This window comes from Antribacter gilvus (assembly GCF_003946865.1).
GTDB lineage: Bacteria > Actinomycetota > Actinomycetes > Actinomycetales > Cellulomonadaceae > Antribacter > Antribacter gilvus.
In genome coordinates, this window is sequence record NZ_QXTH01000006.1 from 19,878 (window position 1) to 36,913 (window position 17,036).

Below are 17,036 nucleotides of genomic sequence, written 5' to 3' on the forward strand. Positions count from 1 at the left end.
GTCTCAGCCCTTCCCCGCCTGCGCCGCCCGGCGCCGCGACACCAGCAGAACCACTCCAGCGGCTACCAGGGACAGCGCCGCCACCACCGCTCCCGCGACGCCGAACCCGGTCGAGGCGAGCTTCCCGGCCGGACCTCCGAACAAGCCCGGCCCTCCGGCGCCAGCCCCTGGGCCGTTGCCGTAGCTGTTGCCGCCGCCCGACGGCCCGGCAGAAGGCGCGACCGACGGGTCGGGCGATGACGACGTCGACCGCGAAGGCGTCGGCGAAGGCGTCGGCGACGGCCCGCCGCCCCCCAGGGCGGCGTCCACCTCCTCCGCCGTGAGACCGCAGTGCTGCTCGGTCACGCGCCCGGCATCGACCCCGACCGCGAAGAGCAGGGTTTCGGCGGCCGACGCGCCCGGCACAACCTGGCCACCAGCCGCCAGCGCCGCGACCCCGAGGTCCAGGCAGTAGACACCCTCCGCGCCGAAGGCCCAGGAGCCGTGACCGTGCTGGTCGTACGTGAACGAGGTGGAGTCCTCCCCGAGGAGCATGCGGGGCGCTCCCCACGCGTCTCCACCGCTGTCGAACAGAGCGAACCGGCCGGGGCCGTCGACGTCACGCAGGGTCCACCGGACCGCTCCGACCGATACGCCCGGCGCGGTCTCGACGTTCCACCCCGGCCACACGAGGTCGTTGACCTGCGTCTCCGGCAGCACCCACACCGACACGCCCGGCTCACCCAGGAACCCGTACGCCGGGTCGCCCGGAACCGACACCTGCGCAGCCGGCGGCACGTCGAACGTCACCTCGGACGCGTCGTGCTCGGTGGCAGGCACGGCCCGGTCGTCCCGGACCACGACGTCGAGAGCCTCGTCGCCCACGCGGGCCAGCACGTCGACGTGGCCGCCGTCGAGCACGGCCCGCCCGGAGGTCCCGGGTCCCGGGTCCGACGGCGTCGGGCTCGGGCTGGCCGTCGGCGTCGGCGTCGGCGTCGGCGTCGGCGTCGGCGTCGGCTCGCCGGGGCCCGAGCACGGCTGCACTCCCGCCGGGTCCACGCCGACGGCCACCGTCAGGGTGGTCCGGGCACTCAACGACTCGCCGTCCGCGGTCGTACCCGACAGCGTGGTGCTCACGCAGTACCGGCCGGGGGCGGTGAACCACCAGCTGAGGTGGTTGGAGCCGCCCGGCGCGACAGTGGTGGCGCGGGCTCCGGATCCGGTCAGCGTGCTGAAGAGCGTCGACGGCAGGCCGCCGTCGAGCCGGTAACGGTCCTGGACCACCAGGCCGCCGGGCCCCACCACAGCATCCAGCTCCCAGCGGAGGGCGCCCTGCCAGTCCTCGGGGTCGAGGTTCGCGAGGTTCAGGTTGAGCGCGTCGTGGGAGGCGTCCGCGGGCCGCAGCCCGTGGGCGTTCACGGTCTCGCCCGGCACGAGCGTCGAGAGACCCACGATGGCCGTGCCCGTCGCGAGCACCAGGTCCGACGCCGCGTAGCGGGTCCCGTGCCCTCGCTGGTCGCCCCGGACCAGGTCGACGTGGAGCCCGCCGTCGTCGAGGCGCGGGGTGACGTCCGTGAACCCGACGCGACTCCCGCGCACGGGAGCGTCGACACGTGCGACGACCCCGCCCGGAGCCCGGTCCGGCGCAGCCGCGTGGCTGCGGGGGCGCAGCACGTCGGCCTGGGCGCAGGTGGGCTCGCTGGTCGGGTCGTAGGTGGCGCCGCCCACGACGAAGGTCAGCACGATCTCGTCGTCCGCGCGCTGTCCGGCGGTCGTCGTCGCCACGGAGGAGAACCGAGCGCAGTAGGTACCGGCGGCCGTGAAGTCCCACGTCAGATGCGTGTGCCCGGACGACTTCATGGGGTACGCCTGCGGCAGGCCCTGCCGCGTCGAGAACCAGGGAGACGCTCCGACCGCGGTCACGGCCGGCGCCTCGACCGTGCCGACGAGGAAGTGGCCGGGCGCCGGACCGCCGTCGGGCGCGGTGACGCTCTCCAGGCGCAGGGCCGGGAGGTCCCGGTAGCTCGACGGGGTGAACGACTCCGAGGAGACGCCCAGCCACGGCAGCACGCCGCCCGTGCCGGTGCGCGGCAGCCGGTAGACCGCCGACCCTGCCGGTGCGATGAACGTGTAGTCGAGCCCGGTGGGTGCGGGGATGGTGGTCCGGGCCGCGTCGGAGACGTGGATGACGAGCGTCTCCGGGGCGTGCCACCGGTCGACCAGCCCGTGCTTCTCGTGCACGCCCAGCTCCAGGCGGCTCGCGGCCTCACGCACCGCGACGTCAGCGTGGTCGCGGGGCAGCAGCACGTTGTTCCGCGGGTCGGTCAGGTCCTCCGGGTCCGGAGCCTCGGACGGGGAAGGGCTGGGCGTGGGCGACGGGCTCACGCTCGGCTCTGCGCTGGGCTCGGCCGACGGCGTCGGCGTCGGCGTCGGCTCCCCACCTCCTGCCGGCATGCCGCACGGCGCAGTGGCCGGGTCCGGCACGTCCCCGACCGCCAGTCGCAGCACGCCCGTCGCCGGGCCGACCGGCGTCTCGGTCGGTTCACCCTCCATGAACGGCGGCAGGTCGATCCGGGTCCCGGTCACGCTCAGCGTGAGGCAGTAGAGACCTGGCTCCGTGACGTACCAGCCCCGAACCTCCCGGCGGTTCTCCTCCACCCCCGACCGGAACGCCACCTCGGAGCGGAGGCCCGACCCCGCGAACCAGTCCGTCACGGCCCGGCCCTCCGGCCGGTCGTACCAGTCGAGGGCGGCCACCCGGCCGGGCCCTTCGTGAGCGGCAACCTCCACGTCGAACGAGTGGACGACCAGCCCGTCGAACATGTTCTCGTCGAATGGGAAGTCGAGGCTCGAGGTGCCGAGCCGCAGCCCGGCGCCCTCGGCGGGCAGACCGAGCAGCGTGTCGCCGGGGTCGGCGAGCGGCTGCCAGCTCGGGTGGTCGCCGATCACCACCTCGGCGGGCTCAGGTACGGACAGGACGACGTCGTCCAGCGCGTTCCGGGTACCCGCCGAGTCGGAGGGCTCGCCCGGCGCGACCGTGTCGAGCGCAAGGCCGAGGCCGTTCTCCTGGGTGAGCGCGACGTAGGCGGTGCCCGCGTCGATCACGGTGCGACCGGAGGCGGTCGCAGCGGACGACGCCGCCGCGGACACCGGCGCCGGCACGAAGGCCGGCACGACGGCGGGCACGGCGGCGAGGGCGAGGGCGGCGAGGAGCGCGCCCTGGCGGGAGAGGTTCATATGGGGAATCCCTGGGGTGGGGTCTGCCGGGGGGTGGGGCCGCGCCCGGCCGAGGAGTTCCGGTCCCGGCCGGGCGCGGTGCGATCAGGGGGTCAGGACTTCTTGAACGGCACCGCGGCGGACGTGACCGTCCCGTAGCCCGCGACGGTCACGTCGAACGGCAGCAGGTAGGTGCCGTTCGACGAGAAGCCCCAGGAGACGTCCTCGTGACCGGCCGACGTGAGCGTGACGCTGCCCGAGGCGGACGTCTTGCTCGACACCAGCCAGCCACCCGAGCTGACGCCGGCGATGGTGCCGCCGGTGCTCGTGGAGATGAGCCGCTTGGGCTTGAACTGGACGGACACCGGGTCGCAGCCGTCGGCCTCGACGGCGAAGCCCACCGCGGGGCCGCTGTTGCTCGTGTAGGCGAGCCAGTCGCCCGCCGGGAGCTCGACGTGGTTGCCGTTCACGTGCTCGTGAAGGCCCACCTCGACACCCACGACGTTGCCGGACACGTCGCAGGTGATCTCGGCGGCGACGTCGAAGTGGCCCGAGGTCCGGTCGGCCGCAGCCGCCGGGCCGGCGAGCGCCGTGCTGACGCCGGCCGCCAGGGCCAGCGTGCCGAGCGTGGCCGCCACGCGGCGGGCCGTTCGGTTGTTGCGCATGGGTGTCTCCTCCTTGTCGGCCCGCCACCATGGCGAGCCAGAATGATAATCATTCTCAAACAGCCAAAGCACAAGGCATTGGCGAACATTTCTCACGATCCGGACACGGCGGCGATGCGGGGGCGGGGGCGGGCGCGGGGGCGGGCGCGCACGAGCGCCCGGACCACGCCGTGCCGCGGCGCGAGCAGCCAGGCCAGCAGGAACGCCACGGTGGCGACCAGCACGATGGTGCCGCCCACCGGGAGGTCCAGGCTCCAGGAGAGATAGAGCCCGACCAGGGCCGATCCTCCGCCGATGGCGGGCGCGATCAGCATCATGGGCACCAGCCGGTCCGTGAGCAGGCGCGCCGCCGCCGCCGGGGTGATGAGCAGGGCCAGCACGAGCACGTTGCCGATGGTCTGCACCGAGATCACGATCGCCACGGTGACCAGCACGTACAGAAGCAGGTCGAGGAACAGCACCGGCAGGCCCGCGGCCCGGGCCGACTCCCGGTCCAGGCTCACGGCCACGAGCTCCTTGTGGAACAGGAAGAGCGCGGCCAGGAGCCCGAGGCCCACGTAGGCCGTGAGGGCGAGGTCCTCGTCGGGGATGCCGACGATCGACCCGAACAGGAAGTCCTGCAGCGAGCCGCTGTACCCAGGTGCCGCCGAGATGATGACGATGCCCAGCGCGAAGGCCGCCACGAAGAACACCCCGATCACGGAGTCCTCCCGGAGGCGTCGGTGCTGGGAGAACAGCGCGACCAGGATCGCGGTCACCACGCCACCGACGAGGCCGCCCAGCACGAGCGAGCCCTGCAGCACGAAGGCCACGGCCAGCCCGGGGAACACCGCGTGCGCCACGGCGTCCCCGATGAACGCCATGCCGCGCAGCACCACGTGGCACCCGATCACCCCGCACACCACCGACGACATCACCGCCACCAGCAGCGCCTTGGGCAGGAACGCCAGGTCGGGGTTGACCAGGTCGTAGAAGAAGTCCACCGGGGTGATCACGCGTCGTCCTCCGTCGTCGTTCGAACGGCGGGCACACCGCGGGTCACGCCGCGAGGCGCCGACGCCGCGACGGCCGCCGCGAGCGCCGCCAGCAGCGGCGACCCCTCCGAGATGCGGAACGCCCGCTGCCAGGGCTCGGGGCCGGACAGCTCGGCCGGGGTCCCCGAGGCCACCACGGTGCGGTCGAGCAGGTAGAGCCGGTCGCAGCCGTGGACGGCCCCGACGAGGTCGTGGGTCGTCATCAGCACGGCTGCGCCGTCGCGGGCGAGGCCGGCGAAGAGGTCCATGAGCAGCTCCTGGCTCGGTACGTCGAGCCCGGTGAACGGCTCGTCGAGGAGCAGCACGGAGGGCTCCGTCACCAGGGCGCGGGCCACGAGGACCCGCTGGCGCTGCCCGCCGGACAGCTCGCCGACCGGGCGGTCACGCAGGTCGGTCATCGAGACCCGGTCCAGCGCCCGGCGCACCGCCCGGTAGTCGTCGACGCCGGGACGCCGGAACCAGCCGATGGTCCGCGCCCGGGCGGCGAGCACCGCCTCGCTCACCGTGACCGGGAAGTCCCAGGCGAACTCGTGCCGTTGCGGCACGTACCCGATGCGTGCCCGGGCGCGGCGGGCGGCCCGCCCGGCGACCTCCACCCGTCCCGCGCCCTGCGGCACGAGGCCCAGGACCGTGCGCAGCAGCGTGGTCTTGCCGGCGCCGTTGGGTCCGACGAGCCCGACCAGCTCGCCCGGCGCCACCCGCAGATCGACGTCGTGCAGCACCTGGCGTCCGCCGAGCCCGACCGCGAGCCCACCCACCTCCAAGCCCTGCCGCGACGTGACCGGGGCCGCGTCCGTCCCGGGCGGCCGGGTCGCCGTGGCGGTCATCGTCCGGCCCCCGGCTCGTCGCGCTCGGCCTCGGCCCGGGCGCGGCGGGAGCGCAGCATCCCCACCACCGCGACGGCCGCGAGCAGCAGCGCGAGCGGCACGGCCCAGAGCGCGGGCCCGAAGGACGCGGTCGCGCCCGTGTCCCCCGCGTCGCCCGACGGCGGCGCCGCCGTCGTAGCGTCGCTCGTCTCGTCTGCGGGCTCGCCGGAGGGCTGCACCTCTGTGTCGGCCGCGGCGGCCTGCGCCCCGGCGGCCAGCACGTCCTGCGGGTCGGTGCCCTCCCCGACGGCGAACAGGAGCCGGGCCGTGTCCTCGACGGCCTCGCCGTCGGCCAGCTCGGCGACCATGGCGACGTCGAGCACGTAGGTGCCGGGCGCGGTGAACACCCAGTTGGCGTGGACGTGCGTGTTGGTCTCCATGAAGAGCTCCTGCGGCAACGCGTCCCCCGACTGCCACAGCACGTTCGGCGGACCGGACACTCCCTCCTGGAGGAAGACCACCAGGTCGCCCGGCCCGTCGACGGCGTCCAGGCGCAACCGTGCGCCGTCGGCCAGCCGCTCCACCACGCCCGGGTGCTGGGTGTTCCACCCGAGCCACGGCACGCCGGTCGCCTGCGTCTGCGGCACCACGTACAGGGGCGTGCCAGGTTCCACGCCGAGGAACGCGTAGTCCGGGCTGTCGGGCGCGGGGAGGACCGAGGCCTCCCCGAGCTGGTAGACCACGTCCTCCGGTGCCCGCCAGACGGGCGGGTAGGTGCGGTCGTCGCGGGCGAGCATGGTCCACTCCCCCTCGACGAACCGGGGGCCGACGTCGACGTGCCCGTCGGTCACGACGGTCTCCTCGCCGACGATCTCCTCGCCCGCCGTCACCGACTGCTCCAGCGACGGTTCCTCGTCCGCCGTGGCGGGCAGGGAGGTGAGCGGGACGACGGCGAGCGGGACAGCGACCAGCAGCGCGGCGGTCAGGACGCGCGCGGCACGAGTGCGGGTGCTCATGGGGTGCTCCTCTCTGGGGTCAGGCACCGGCGGAGCGAGTCCGCGTTGGCGCGCATCAGGTCGACATAGGTGGTGACGCGGTCGTCGAAGGCGTCCGACCAGATGGGGCAGACCGCCACCTCGTTCTCGGCCGCCACCTCGGCCAGCACCTGTGAGCGCGCAGCGACGGACGGCTCGAGGAACACGGCGGGCACGTCCAGCGAGCGGATCGTCCGGGTGAGCCTGACCCGGTCGGCCACGCTGGGCTCGGTGGCGGGGTTGGGCGCCACGAAACCGGCGATCTCCACGTCGTACGCCCGGCCCAGGTACGCGAACGCGTCGTGGGTGGTCACCAGGTAGCGGCGCGTGCGGGGGATCTCCGCGATCGTCTCGGCGACGTAGGCGTCGGTCTCGTCCAGCAGGGTCAGGTACCGCCCCGCGTTCGCGTGGTACTCCCCCGCTCCCTCCGGGTCCGCGGCGGTCAGCGTGTCGCGGATGACCTGGACGTACGCCTTCGCGTTGCGGACGTCGTGCCACAGGTGGGGATCGATCTCCCCGTGCACGTGCTTGCCGAGCACCGCCTGCGGGAGCAGGTGGACGGGGTCGCCCGCCCGCCCCAGGAACCCGAAGCCGCGGCCCGCAGGCACGGGCGCGAGCGCCTTCGCCGGCACGGAGATGACGGTCCTCGCGGGGTCGAGCGACGCCGAGTGAGGGTGCCCGACGGCGTCCGGGTCGCCCTCGTGGTCCGGGTCGCCCTCGTGGTCCGGGTCGCCCTCGCCCGGGTCGCCCTCGCCCGGGTCGCCGATGGCGTCAGCCTGGATCACCAGGTCGCGGTCGTCGAGCCGGACGGTCAGGTCGGCGTGACCGGCGTCGAGCACCTCGACGTCGGTCCCGTCGCCGAGGTCTGCGGCCAGGTCGGCCGCGACCCCGTGCGGGTCCACGCCCACCGCGAACGTGAAGGACTCCCGGCCCAGCTGCACGGGCGCGCCGGGGCCGTCCGCGAGAAGCTCGGCGGCCAGCTCGAGCCGGTAGACCCCGGGCTCGGTGAAGCCCCAGCTCATGTGGGTGTGGGCGTCCACCGGCAGGGTGACGCTGTCGCGGTCGCCCGCCTGGATGCCGTCGGACGAGTCGAAGTAGGCCCGGGGGTTGCCGAACGTCTCCGTGAGGAACCCGGAGAGGTCACCCGGGCCGTCGATCGACGTGGCGCTGAGCCGCACCTCGGAGGCCCGGGTGGCACCGAGGTCCTGGCCGGTGCCCGACACCCGCAGCCCCAGCCACACCGTGTCCAGGTTGAGGTTCTCCACGAGCGGGATCACCTCGGCGGCGTATTTCGTCGCGGCCTCCGCGAGGGAGACGTTGGTAGCGTGCTCGGGCAGGTTCGCGTCGAGCATCTTCACCACCGCGTGCTCTTCGAGCAGCAGGTAGTTGCTCAGCGCGACGTCGGCGTAGACCACGTCCCGGACGTCCCGCAGCGTCGGCTCGTACGAGTGGGGGTCCGCGCCGTCGGGCACGATCTGGGTGAGGTCCGCACTGTCCCCGGCCACGTTGCGCGCCAGGTCCGCCAGGATGCCCGTGGTCGCGACCACCTGCAGGCGGCCGTCGTCGGGGCCGCCCGCCGGGCCGGGTGCGGCGCACGCGGCCGGCACGACAGCCGCGGCCAAGGCGACGCACGCGGCCCCGCCCGTGCGGCGTGCCCGGCCGGTCACGCCGGTCACGTCGCAACCGAGGGCAGGCGGCGGCGCCGGGCGAGGAGCAGAAGCGCACCGAAGGCCACCGCCGCGACCGCGGCGAGGGCGAGGCCCGCGGGCTCTGCGCCGGTGCTCGCCAGCGAGCCGGCCGGCGGCTGATAGGTGCCGCCCTTCGCCTTGATCTCGCTGATCTGGTGCGGGGCCAGCGCGCACTCCACGCCGTCCGCCGTGCGGCCCACCCACACCTTCTCGGTCGTGGCGCCGTCGCCGACGGAGAACCTCAGGGAGGCGGTCGCGCTGAGCGTGCCGCCGCCCTTGACCGGGACCGACTGCGTGATCGTCACCGTGTACGCGCCCTGCTCGGTGAAGACCCAGTTGCCGTGCACGTGCTGGTTCAGCGGCACGTCCATCGACCGAGGGAAGCCCGCCATGGTGCCGAGGTACTTGGTCCCCACCCCGCCGAACGTCCCGTTCGCGTACACGCCCAGGCTCCCGGGACCGCGCACGTCGTCGAGCCGGAAGGTGACGGGGCCCGTGGCCCGCTCGATCAGCGTGGGGTGCTGGGTGTTCCACCCGAGCCACGGCACACCGTCCTCCTGGACCTGGCCGATCGACCAGATCGTGTCGCCGGCCGTGCCGAGGAAGGAGAACGCTCCGTCGGCCGGAACCTTGCGCTCGGCGGCATCGCCCAGCCGGAGCGTCAGGCCCGCCGGGTCCACCCAGCTCGGAGGCTGCGTCCGGTCGTCCTTCACGCGGGCCACGAGCGAATCGCCCTCCACCATCGCCCCGAAGTCGAGGTGTCCGGTCGAGATGCCCCCGGCCGGTGCGGCAGGGGCCTTGCGGTCGATCTGTGTCGGCGTGCACTGCGGTGCGGTCGGCGCCGGGACGGGGGCCGGGCCGGGCGGCGCCGTCGTGGGCGGCCCTGTGGGCGGCCCTGTGGGCGGCGCTGTGGGCGGCGCTGTGGGCCCGGGACTCGACGGCGGCGGGCTGGTCCGGGTGGGCGTCGGGCTCGGCGCCGGCGTCGGCTGCACCGACGGGGTCGGCTGCACCGACGGGGTCGGCTGCACCGACGGGGTCGGCTGCACCGACGGGGTCGGGCTCGGCTCGGGCGTAGGCGTCACCGAGAGCGTGGGGCTGGGCTCGGGGGTCTGCGACGGGGAGGGCTCGGCCGACGGGGTGGGGCTCGGCTCCGGGGTCGGCTCCGGACTCGGGTCCGGCGTAGCGGACGGGGTCGGCTCCACCGACGGCGTCGGGCTCGGCTCCGGCGTGGGCGCCGTGCGTTCGCCGACCCGGACGTGATAGGTCGCCGTCGGGCCGCCGATGGTGCCGTGGCCGACCGTGGCGAGCGAGGGCGTGACCTGGAACGTGTAGTCGCCCTCGGCGGTGAACACCCAGTTGGTGTGCACGTGGGCGTTCGCGGCCACGGGGATGGTCCCGCCGTCGGACGTGGTGGTGTCGAGGTACCGGTTGATCGGCTGCCCGAACGAGTCGTTCTGGAAGGTGAGGACATCGCCGGGCCCGTCGACGACGACGTCGAGCGACACCGGCTGCCCGGCCGCCGGCTGGATGCCCGTGCCCGCGAGCGAGGCCGTGAGCCGTTCGGTGCTCCACCCCACCCAGGGCAGGTAGTCCTGCTCGCTCCCGGTCTGGGTGGCGATCCACGCCTCCGTGCCGCCGTGCTCGCCGAGGAACGCCCAGGCGCCGGTCGCGGGCGGCAGCGACTGGACCGCGCGCCCGTCCTCGTAGGCGAAGGTGGTGCTCTCCGGGCGGTGGAGCACCGTGGCGTCCGAGTAGATGCGGGTGTCGTCCTTGACCGAGAGGACCAGGGCGCCGGAGGTGGCGTCGTACGTGGTCTCGAACCCGTCGACGTGGCCGTGCGTCAGCACGATCGCACGGTCGGCCACTGTCAGGGCCTGGGCGTCTGGCGGCTGGGCCGCCACCGTCACGGCCGACATCACCACTGCGGCCACGCTCCCGAGCGCGGCCGCGGTGGTTCTCCAGCTGGTCGACCGTGGCATCACTCGGGCACCACCAGGCCGCGGCGCACGGCCGGGACCAGCCGCGCCGGGACGCGCACCTCGCGGCCGTCCACCGTCACCGGGACCAGCTGTGGCACCTCGGCCTTCCACTGGGCGCGGCGCGACCGCGTGCGGGAACGGGACATCTTGCGCTTGGGGACCGCCATGTCGGTCTCCTTCCTTCGTCGAGACCGGTCGGGCCTGCGGGAGCCGGCCCGACCGGGCGGGTGAGCGTGGTTCTTCGGTCAGCCCTGCCGCGCCTTCCAGCGCGGGTTGAGCTTGTTGATCACGTACGTCTTGCCCCGCCGGCGCACGACCTTCGCGCCGGGCTTGTCCTTGAGAGACCGCAGGGATGCGCGGACCTTCATGGGTTCCTCCTTCGGAACGGCTGGTCACCAGCTGGACTTGGTCACGCCCGGGAGTTCGCCGCGATGCGCCATCTCGCGCAGCCGGATGCGGGAGAGCCCGAACTTGCGCAGATAGGCCCGCGGGCGGCCGTCGACGGCGTCCCGGTTGCGCAGGCGCGTCGGGCTCGAGTCGCGCGGCAGGTCCGCCAGGTCGCGGACCGCCCGCTCGCGGTCGGCTGGGTCCGTCGTCGGACTGCTGACCAGCGCCTTGAGCTCGGCCCGGCGGTCGGCGTACCGCTCGACGACGCGACGTCTGCGCTCGTCCGCGGCGATCTTCGACTTCTTGGCCATCAGACCTTCTCCCCGCGCGCCAGGATCTCGGCCACGACGACCTCGATGCCGCGCCGGTCGATGGTCTTGATGCCCTTGGCGCTGACGCGGAGGGTGACGTGGCGTCCGAGGGACCCGACCCAGTAGCGCTTCTTCTGGATGTTCGGGTCCCAGCGCCGCTTGGTCCTGCGGTGCGAGTGGGAGATCGAGTTCCCGAACCCCGGCTTGGTGCCCAGCACCTGGCAGTGGGCTGACATGCGTGCTCCTCTCAGCGCGCGTCCAGGGCTGGTGGCCACCGGACGAATATGACTATCGTTCTCATCCAGTGCGTTACAGTACACAGGTCTGAGAATGGTTATCAATACCGGCCGGCGCTCCGGGCGGTCCAGTCACCCAGGGAGGCCCCATGCCCGGCCCGCACCCCCACGACCAGAGCTTCCCCGTCGCGGTCCTGGCGTCCACCGACCCGGTGCTCCGCGAGTCGGTCGCGTTCGGCCTGGTCATGGACGCGCCAGGAGTCGTCGTCGTCCGGCACGACGTCCTGGCGAAGTACGGCGCGGTCCGCCGCGTGGTGACCGACGGGTCCGGCGTCCTGGAGGACGAGCGGATCCCGCTGGAGCACGCCTGCCTGTCCTGCGCGGTGCGCGAGGATGCTCTGCCCACGCTGGCGCGCCTGGCGGCAGACGGTCGCTGGACCGGAGCCGTGCTCGCCCTGCCGCTGAGCGCCGAGAGCCTCCCCGCCACCCGGGCGATCGCCGCCGCCACCCAGCCGGGCGGCCTCCTCGCGCGTGCCCATGTGGCGACGGTCGCCGCGCTGGTGGATCTGGCGACCTTCGAGGCGGATCTCCTTGACGCCGAGACGCTCGGCGAACGGGGACTCGCCCTCACCGAGGACGACGAACGGTCGGTCGGCGAGGCCCTGGCGGCGCAGGTCGAGCACGCCGACCTTGTCGTCACCGTCGGCGAGCGGTCGATGGCACCCACCGGCTCCGGCCTCCTCGATCGGCTCCGGGCCGCCGACTCGCACCGGCTGGACGGGCTTCACGGACTCGGCGCGGCGCGTCTCCTCGGGCACCGGCACGACACCGTCCGCGGAGAACGGCGCGCGCACCCCCTGGGAGCCCGGGGCCCGCTGCGCGGCCCGCTGCTGCCGGGCGACCTGAGCTGGACGCTCGAGCTCACGTCCCGCCGGCCGCTGCACCCGGAGCGGCTCCTCGAACAGATCGAGGCGCTCGGCACTGGCCGGGTCCGCAGCCGCGGCGTCTTCCAGGTGGCCGACCGGCCAGGCACCGCGTGCCACTGGGACGGCGCCGGCGGCCAGCTCTACATCGGCGACCTCGGCCCCTGGGTCGAGGCCTGCGCCGGCAACCCCGAGCAGAGCCGCCTCGTCCTCGTCGGCGCCGCCGATGACGAGGACCCGCTCCCGCGACTGCACGCCGCCTTCGAAGCCGCGTTGCTCACCGACTCCGAGATGGCCGACGGCGCTCTCGTCTGGATCGGCCGCGACGATGCCCTCGCGCCGTGGCTGGGGGAACGCGCCGTCCGCTGAGGCGGCCCCGCGCCGTCTCGCCCCCCGCAGGCCCGGGAGTATGCCCCGACGGCGGGTCCTGTTCAGGCAGCGGGTTGCGGCACCGGCTGCGTCGGTCCGGCGTTCGGCGGCGCGGCCTGGCTCGCCTCGAACGTCAGGGTCGGCAGCAGCAGCCACTGCTCGGGCGCGCGCAGCACGCGCTCCTGGAGCAGGGCGGCGAGCAGCGGCGCGACCTGCTCGGGTCGCGGCCGGCCACGGACCTCTACCGGCTCGGCGAGGTCGGCGACGAGTCCTCCGTCGTCGCCGCGGCGGGCGGCGAGCGGGAGCAGCATCGTGCCGTCGCGGGCCGCGACCGCCGCCCAGCCCCGCGACATCGCCCGCCGGGTACCGAGCAGGTCGACGTCCACCGTCGAGCGGCCCTGGTAGACGAAGTCGCCGTAGGTGCAGTAGACGCCGCCGTCCGCGAGGACCTCGAGGACGTGGCGCGCCTCATGGCCGGGCTCCGGGACCTCGACGTCGCCGACGACATCGCCCGGGCTGACGTCTTCCCCGAACAGGATGTGGCGCCGGTCGGGGAACATGGCTTGCAGGACGTCCACGGCGTCCTGCGTGTCGAGCATCAGTGGTGCGACGAGCACTGTCGGGCGCCCTGCAGTCTCGGCGAGGTGCGCCGTGCCGTCCACCACGACGTCGAGCGGGCTGCGGTCGGCGCCCTGCGCTCGCCGGGTGGCGCACCACAGCCGGTGCTGCAGCCAGCGCAGCGGGTCGGCGCCCCCGATGGCCGAGGCCCGGGCCAGCGCCCGGGCCTCGCCCCACGGGTCTGACGCGCTCAGGGCGGCGGCCAGAGACATCGGGTCGGCGGTTGCCAGCAGGATGCGCGCCAGGGGTTCTCGCTGCGCCTCGGCGAGCCAGCTCTCGAGGCTAGGGCGCATCGGCACCGACGCTCGCGAGGTAACGCCGCAGGTCGCCGCCGGGCCGGACGAGGTCGCCCGCGATGCGGTCGAAGGCGGTCAGGGCGAGCGCGCAAGCGAGGGGCGGGATCTCGTCGCGGCTCGCGGCGTGGGCCAGGCAGCCGCCACCGCAGACGCCGAACCAGGTGCACGTGGAGCACCGTGTGGCGCTGAGGTCGCGCCCGCGGATCGTGTCAGCCTGCGGCGTCGCCCGTGCCTGCGCGAGGGTGACCTGCTTCGCGTCCCCCAGCCCGGCGAGCGGGCCTGTGCGGTCGATGCAGTCGCACGCTTCGATCGTGCCGTCGACGGAGATCGACGCGAGGTCGCGCGCCGCCCCGCACTGCGGCCGCATGCACATGTTCGGTCCTGGCCCCCGGACGAAGTTCTGCACGTAGGACAGCACCGGCACGACGGGAAACCCGTGGAACTCACCCGCGCACACCGCGTCGTAGAGGGCTACCCATGACGCGACGACGGTCTCCACGTCAGGTTCGAACCGGTCGGCCTCGTGCCTTCCTCGTCCGATCGCCTGGAAGAGGGTCCAGTCCCACGACGGCATGCCGAGGTCGCGGAAGTGGGCGGCAACCTCCAGGAGCCGGCCCTCGTTCGCGCGGGTCACCGTCGACAGGACGCCACAGGTGCGCATGAAGTTCGGGAAGGCTTCGAGCGAGCGCGCGAAGTCGGCATAGGTGCCCCGGCCGTTGCGGTAGACGCGGAAGTGGTCGTGAACGTCTGCTGGCCCGTCGACAGAGACGCCCCAGACGATGTCGTGCTCGACGCTGAAGCGTCCGATGCGTGCCGACAGGAGCGACATGTTGCTCTGCCCGACGAAACGCAGCACCTTGCCGCGCTGCACCGCTGCAGCCTCCGAGCGGACGACGAGGTCCTCGACGAGATCCCACACGAGCATCGGCTCGCCCCCGTGGAGGATCACCTGCAGGCTCCCGTCGCACTCGTCGAGGGCCTCCTCGACGGTCTTGAGCGCGACGGCGGGGTCGATGCGGCGTGCGCCGAAGGTCGCCTCGAAGTCGTAGCAGTAGGTGCACGCGTGGTTGCACGCTGCGGTGAGCTTGATGATGAGCGTGTTCAGCGTGCCGAACGACCGGTCACCGCCACGCGTCCCGATGTCGTGCTCGATCATGTACTCGCGCAGCGCCGTGGCGGCCGCGCTGGTCGCCGCCGCACTCGCCGTGACAGTCATCGGCAGAAGGTCGACCCACACCGCGGGCACCGTGCCCCACCTGCCGGAGACGCGGTCCATCAGCAGCAGGGCGTCGCCCCGGACCTGCGCATGCACTCTCGCGGGGTCGAACCGCGACCCGTGGAGCTCGACCGCGACCGCGGCCACGTCTCACTCCGCCACGTGGTCGGTGCCCTGCAGCCGCACGGTGCGCAGGGTCGACTCGAGGTGGACTCCCTGCAGTCGTGCGGGCAGCCGCGACGCCGCGACGTCGAGCTCGGAGACGATGGGCTCCTCGAAGTCCTCGATCAGGGCCCGGTGGCCGCAGCAGGCGCGCGTCCACTGCACCCACACCTCGGTCTCGATGCGCGACAGCGCCATCGCGTTGATCCCGACGGGCCGGAGGCCGCCGAGCCGGGAGATCATCTCCTCGGCGGTCTGGATCGCGGCCTTCTCCGCCTCCTGCGGGGACAGGTCACCGAGCCGGATGGAGTCAGGTGCGACGAACTCGACGATCTTGACCATGGTTGTCTCCTGGTCTGCCGTGGCGTCCGGGCCCCCTGACATCGCTTCGTGGGGGAAGTGACGCAACGTCAGTTAATGCGACACATTCCCTCCGCGCACCAGGACAGCGGGTGAATTAAGGATCGTTCCAGGTCAGGGGTCCGATAGCTGCGTGCCTTAGCAGCAGGTCGCCCGCGCTCCTGTGCCCAGCCGCGACAGCATCGACCCGTTGATCCGAGGGCGGCAACGGCTCGATCCGCGCCCGGGCCAACATCCCCACGCAACCGACTTGGTCCTCCCGCGGTGGCGGTGAGAAGCATGGGCCGGGCTACGCACCATGCGAAGAACCGAGGTCAGCAATGTCGACAACCAGTCCCATCGGCTCGAAATCGACTCCGGAAGTATGTCCAGTCGCAATAAGTTCTTCGACCAGGTCCTCACGAAATAACAACTGAAGATTTCTACCCACCCGCACAGTAAATGCCGACCTCCCCTCCAGCTCGCTGGCCCAGAAAGTTCCGAACTCGATCCGTACCTCCTCACTCCATGTATGCATTCTGGTCGTTTTCGACCGCTCCTCGATGAGCACTTCATCGCTTACCATAGGCGCGACAAACAGCAAAAGGCTAGCATTCACACCCGCAACGGGAAGCAGATCTCCATGGGTCGCCAAGAGCCGCCCAACAGACCCGATCGCCTCGTCCCGAAGTACCAAAACCTCTGAGAACGACCATGGCACCAGCGCCTTAAGGGCCCTGCGCCCACTGATCGGGTGAGTAACCATCAGCGGCACAGGCGTCCACACCGATTCCCGATCACGCTCAGGAGCCGAACGAATCGCCTGATACCACTCCCAGGCACGAGGATCGTCCCCCGGAACGATCGCGACCTCGTAGATCTTGGGCGATCTCTTCGGGCGGAAGACGCGCATCCCCAATTCCGGACGTGACCCGGTCCTCACCATCGTCGGCCCGCGAGCAGGTCATATCGAATGCTCACCAACTCCTGTAGCGCTTCCACGCGACTTCCCACCGCTCCCATCCGCTGGTTCACCATGTCAAGATACGGCAGCGTATTCGTGTAGCCAAGACGCCCTTCCGGATTCGGAGATGACCGGCCGTCATCGCGCGAGGCTCGGGCTTTCTTCTTCGCCGGGGGCTACACCGTCAGCCGGCTCTTCCCCGACGGGCACATCAACGGTGCTCAGCGTCTGCTCAGCCCCGATGAACCGCTCCCGCGAGCCACACCGCGCGTCATTCTTCGAGCACCCGACGTTCGCGCCGCTGTCGACCCCATGCGCACGCTAGGTGTGACGGTGACCCACGCCGATCACGACTGGCTCGACGTCACCCCGGCGAACCTGTCCAAAGCCACAGCACTGGAAGCGATCCGCCTTCGGCACCTCATCCCGCCCGGCCGGACGATCGCCGTGGGGGACGGCCCCAACGACCTCGACATGCTCCGGTGGGCGGCCTACTCCGTGGCGATGGGCCACGCACCCGCCGTCGTACAGGCCGCCGCCGACCACGTGACCGGGACCATCGCCGAGCGCGGCGCCGAGACCGTCCTGCTGTCCCTCGCGCTCGCCCCCGCGGCGACGCCCGGATGCTCGCTGCGCTCGGTCTTGACCTGACCGGTCCCGACCGGTCGACCACGCCAGGCCGCATGGTGCGGGCCCTCCAGGAGATGACCACTCCGACGTCGTTCACTGCCACCGACTTCGAGGTGACGGCCAAGCCGGGACAGCTCGTTCCTCCACCCGTCGCGTGACACGCATCGGGCAACCGTGGGCAACC

Annotated in this window: 17 protein-coding genes; 2 read left to right on the plus strand and 15 right to left on the minus strand. The window is 72.8% G+C overall.

All coding sequences use genetic code 11. From position 1 onward, the window contains the following. Positions 1-3: 3 nt before the first annotated feature. From D1350_RS11420 to rpmB, 11 genes are all read right to left on the minus strand, one after another. The gene (locus D1350_RS11420; RefSeq protein ID WP_125776142.1) at positions 4-3,216 is read right to left on the minus strand and encodes a choice-of-anchor M domain-containing protein; all 3,213 of its coding nucleotides are present in this window, start codon (positions 3,214-3,216) and stop codon (positions 4-6) included. 92 nt (positions 3,217-3,308) lie between these two features. Beyond that, positions 3,309-3,860: a hypothetical protein gene (locus tag D1350_RS11425; RefSeq protein ID WP_125776143.1), complete on the minus strand. Its 552-nt coding sequence runs from the start codon at positions 3,858-3,860 to the stop codon at positions 3,309-3,311. Between the two features lie 92 nt (positions 3,861-3,952). Then, positions 3,953-4,855 (minus strand): anchored repeat-type ABC transporter permease subunit, encoded by a 903-nt coding sequence (locus D1350_RS11430; protein WP_206074511.1) that lies wholly within the window; start codon positions 4,853-4,855, stop codon positions 3,953-3,955. Next, positions 4,852-5,721, minus strand: a complete 870-nt coding sequence (locus D1350_RS11435) for an anchored repeat-type ABC transporter ATP-binding subunit (RefSeq protein ID WP_125776144.1) — start codon at positions 5,719-5,721, stop codon at positions 4,852-4,854. Before D1350_RS11435 ends, D1350_RS11430 begins: the two co-directional genes overlap by 4 nt. Next, the gene (locus D1350_RS11440; protein WP_125776145.1) at positions 5,718-6,716 is read right to left on the minus strand and encodes a choice-of-anchor M domain-containing protein; all 999 of its coding nucleotides are present in this window, start codon (positions 6,714-6,716) and stop codon (positions 5,718-5,720) included. The genes D1350_RS11435 and D1350_RS11440 overlap by 4 nt, the downstream gene beginning before the upstream one ends. Beyond that, the gene (locus tag D1350_RS11445) at positions 6,713-8,410 is read right to left on the minus strand and encodes an anchored repeat ABC transporter, substrate-binding protein (RefSeq protein ID WP_125776146.1); all 1,698 of its coding nucleotides are present in this window, start codon (positions 8,408-8,410) and stop codon (positions 6,713-6,715) included. The genes D1350_RS11440 and D1350_RS11445 overlap by 4 nt, the downstream gene beginning before the upstream one ends. Beyond that, positions 8,407-10,401, minus strand: a complete 1,995-nt coding sequence (locus D1350_RS11450; RefSeq protein ID WP_125776147.1) for a TIGR03773 family transporter-associated surface protein — start codon at positions 10,399-10,401, stop codon at positions 8,407-8,409. The genes D1350_RS11445 and D1350_RS11450 overlap by 4 nt, the downstream gene beginning before the upstream one ends. Beyond that, positions 10,401-10,568 (minus strand): 50S ribosomal protein L32, encoded by a 168-nt coding sequence (rpmF, locus tag D1350_RS11455; RefSeq protein ID WP_125776148.1) that lies wholly within the window; start codon positions 10,566-10,568, stop codon positions 10,401-10,403. The genes D1350_RS11450 and rpmF overlap by 1 nt, the downstream gene beginning before the upstream one ends. 78 nt (positions 10,569-10,646) lie before the next feature. Continuing rightward, positions 10,647-10,769: a type B 50S ribosomal protein L36 gene (gene ykgO, locus D1350_RS11460; protein WP_069387640.1), complete on the minus strand. Its 123-nt coding sequence runs from the start codon at positions 10,767-10,769 to the stop codon at positions 10,647-10,649. A 24-nt stretch (positions 10,770-10,793) separates the two neighbouring features. Continuing rightward, positions 10,794-11,099 (minus strand): 30S ribosomal protein S14, encoded by a 306-nt coding sequence (rpsN, locus tag D1350_RS11465; protein ID WP_125776149.1) that lies wholly within the window; start codon positions 11,097-11,099, stop codon positions 10,794-10,796. After that, positions 11,099-11,335, minus strand: a complete 237-nt coding sequence (rpmB, locus tag D1350_RS11470) for a 50S ribosomal protein L28 (protein ID WP_125776150.1) — start codon at positions 11,333-11,335, stop codon at positions 11,099-11,101. The genes rpsN and rpmB overlap by 1 nt, the downstream gene beginning before the upstream one ends. Before the next feature lie 149 nt (positions 11,336-11,484). On the opposite strand from rpmB, the gene D1350_RS11475 reads away from it, so the two are divergent. After that, positions 11,485-12,627 carry a GTP-binding protein gene (locus tag D1350_RS11475; RefSeq protein ID WP_125776151.1) on the plus strand — a complete coding sequence of 381 codons (1,143 nt, stop codon included), beginning with the start codon at positions 11,485-11,487 and terminating at the stop codon, positions 12,625-12,627. A 62-nt stretch (positions 12,628-12,689) separates the two neighbouring features. Here the strand turns inward: D1350_RS11475 and D1350_RS11480 are convergent, their stop codons facing one another. The 4 genes from D1350_RS11480 to D1350_RS11495 all read right to left on the minus strand — a co-directional run bounded on the left by D1350_RS11480 (position 12,690) and on the right by D1350_RS11495 (position 16,171). Next, positions 12,690-13,538: an LpxL/LpxP family acyltransferase gene (locus D1350_RS11480; RefSeq protein ID WP_125776152.1), complete on the minus strand. Its 849-nt coding sequence runs from the start codon at positions 13,536-13,538 to the stop codon at positions 12,690-12,692. Continuing rightward, positions 13,528-14,904 (minus strand): radical SAM/SPASM domain-containing protein, encoded by a 1,377-nt coding sequence (locus D1350_RS11485; protein ID WP_125776153.1) that lies wholly within the window; start codon positions 14,902-14,904, stop codon positions 13,528-13,530. The genes D1350_RS11480 and D1350_RS11485 overlap by 11 nt, the downstream gene beginning before the upstream one ends. A gap of 3 nt (positions 14,905-14,907) precedes the next feature. Further along, on the minus strand, positions 14,908-15,261 hold the full coding sequence (locus D1350_RS11490; RefSeq protein WP_125776154.1) for a hypothetical protein: 354 nt from the start codon (positions 15,259-15,261) through the stop codon (positions 14,908-14,910). A gap of 307 nt (positions 15,262-15,568) precedes the next feature. Continuing rightward, the gene (locus tag D1350_RS11495; RefSeq protein WP_125776155.1) at positions 15,569-16,171 is read right to left on the minus strand and encodes a hypothetical protein; all 603 of its coding nucleotides are present in this window, start codon (positions 16,169-16,171) and stop codon (positions 15,569-15,571) included. Between the two features lie 363 nt (positions 16,172-16,534). Between D1350_RS11495 and D1350_RS11500 the strand changes: the two genes are divergently transcribed. Next, positions 16,535-16,873, plus strand: coding sequence for an HAD family hydrolase (locus D1350_RS11500; protein WP_125776156.1), 339 nt, complete (start codon positions 16,535-16,537; stop codon positions 16,871-16,873). Positions 16,874-17,036: the final 163 nt, after the last annotated feature.

Excerpts from the sequence above, each read along its gene's own strand:
- D1350_RS11420 (WP_125776142.1), bottom strand. The coding sequence starts at position 3,216 with ATGAACCTCTCCCGCCAGGGCGCGCTCCTCGCCGCCCTCGCCCTCGCC.
- D1350_RS11425 (WP_125776143.1), bottom strand. The coding sequence starts at position 3,860 with ATGCGCAACAACCGAACGGCCCGCCGCGTGGCGGCCACGCTCGGCACG.
- D1350_RS11435 (WP_125776144.1), bottom strand. The coding sequence starts at position 5,721 with ATGACCGCCACGGCGACCCGGCCGCCCGGGACGGACGCGGCCCCGGTC.
- D1350_RS11440 (WP_125776145.1), bottom strand. The coding sequence starts at position 6,716 with ATGAGCACCCGCACTCGTGCCGCGCGCGTCCTGACCGCCGCGCTGCTG.
- D1350_RS11450 (WP_125776147.1), bottom strand. The coding sequence starts at position 10,401 with ATGCCACGGTCGACCAGCTGGAGAACCACCGCGGCCGCGCTCGGGAGC.
- rpmF (WP_125776148.1), bottom strand. The coding sequence starts at position 10,568 with ATGGCGGTCCCCAAGCGCAAGATGTCCCGTTCCCGCACGCGGTCGCGC.
- ykgO (WP_069387640.1), bottom strand. The coding sequence starts at position 10,769 with ATGAAGGTCCGCGCATCCCTGCGGTCTCTCAAGGACAAGCCCGGCGCG.
- rpsN (WP_125776149.1), bottom strand. The coding sequence starts at position 11,099 with ATGGCCAAGAAGTCGAAGATCGCCGCGGACGAGCGCAGACGTCGCGTC.
- rpmB (WP_125776150.1), bottom strand. The coding sequence starts at position 11,335 with ATGTCAGCCCACTGCCAGGTGCTGGGCACCAAGCCGGGGTTCGGGAAC.
- D1350_RS11475 (WP_125776151.1), top strand. The coding sequence starts at position 11,485 with ATGCCCGGCCCGCACCCCCACGACCAGAGCTTCCCCGTCGCGGTCCTG.
- D1350_RS11480 (WP_125776152.1), bottom strand. The coding sequence starts at position 13,538 with ATGCGCCCTAGCCTCGAGAGCTGGCTCGCCGAGGCGCAGCGAGAACCC.
- D1350_RS11490 (WP_125776154.1), bottom strand. The coding sequence starts at position 15,261 with ATGGTCAAGATCGTCGAGTTCGTCGCACCTGACTCCATCCGGCTCGGT.
- D1350_RS11495 (WP_125776155.1), bottom strand. The coding sequence starts at position 16,171 with ATGCGCGTCTTCCGCCCGAAGAGATCGCCCAAGATCTACGAGGTCGCG.
- D1350_RS11500 (WP_125776156.1), top strand. The coding sequence starts at position 16,535 with ATGCGCACGCTAGGTGTGACGGTGACCCACGCCGATCACGACTGGCTC.